Annotated in this window: 1 protein-coding gene; it reads left to right on the top strand. The window is 56.9% G+C overall.

Annotation, left to right across the window (positions count from 1 at the left end; genetic code table 11):
• Positions 1-267 (top strand): aldehyde dehydrogenase family protein (locus HBA93_RS21470; RefSeq protein WP_221724602.1); only part of this gene is annotated, 267 nt, incomplete at both ends.

The raw sequence follows: 267 nt of genomic DNA on the forward strand, positions 1-267 counted from the left end.
TGGTTGGTGCCATCACCCCGTGGAATTTCCCGCTGTCAATGATTGCCCGTAAACTCGGCGCTGCACTGGCTGCCGGTTGTACAATCGTTATCAAGCCTGCCGAGTTTACCCCTTATTGCGGTCTTGTATGGGGGCTGCTCGCAGAAAAAGCCGGTATTCCGGCCGGTGTGGTCAATATTCTCACCGGTAATGCCGCAGAAATCGGCGGCGAGCTGACAGCCAGCCCGGTGGTCAAAAAGATCACCTTCACCGGTTCCACCCGTGTCG

The sequence above is a fragment of the Ochrobactrum sp. SFR4 genome (assembly GCF_019730395.1).
Classification (GTDB): Bacteria; Pseudomonadota; Alphaproteobacteria; order Rhizobiales; family Rhizobiaceae; genus Pseudochrobactrum.